This is a genomic window from Kocuria salsicia (assembly GCF_007681555.1).
Taxonomy (GTDB): domain Bacteria; phylum Actinomycetota; class Actinomycetes; order Actinomycetales; family Micrococcaceae; genus Kocuria; species Kocuria salsicia.
This window is the reverse complement of record NZ_VELE01000045.1, coordinates 1-256: the sequence shown is the minus strand read 5'-3', so window position 1 is coordinate 256 and position 256 is coordinate 1. Positions and strand designations below refer to the sequence as shown.

The 256-nt window shown below is 63.7% G+C and carries 1 protein-coding gene; it reads left to right on the top strand.

Annotated features, from left to right (window positions below; genetic code table 11):
* On the top strand, positions 1 to 194 hold a 194-nt coding region (locus tag FS770_RS13860; RefSeq protein ID WP_222126534.1), incomplete at its 5' end, for a hypothetical protein.
* Positions 195 to 256 lie beyond the last annotated feature (62 nt).

Sequence of the window (256 nt, the reverse complement as noted above, 5' to 3'; positions counted from 1 at the left end):
GGTCAAAGAGACGGCTGGACGCCATGCTCTCCGACTGGGGTGTCTACCACCTGCATCTCGGGGAGCAGAAGCACAGCCGGTCGCGCTACGTGGAACGCACCAGGGACCTGCTGTTTCTCCTTGTGGGAGCTGATGATGCCTGGCTGACCGACAGCACCGTGGATCCCTTCGCCCAGGTGCACGGACTCGCATAAGGGATGCAGAAACGGTCAGCTGTGGCGCAACGCGGTGATAGCGCCGTGCGGCCGGTATCCGG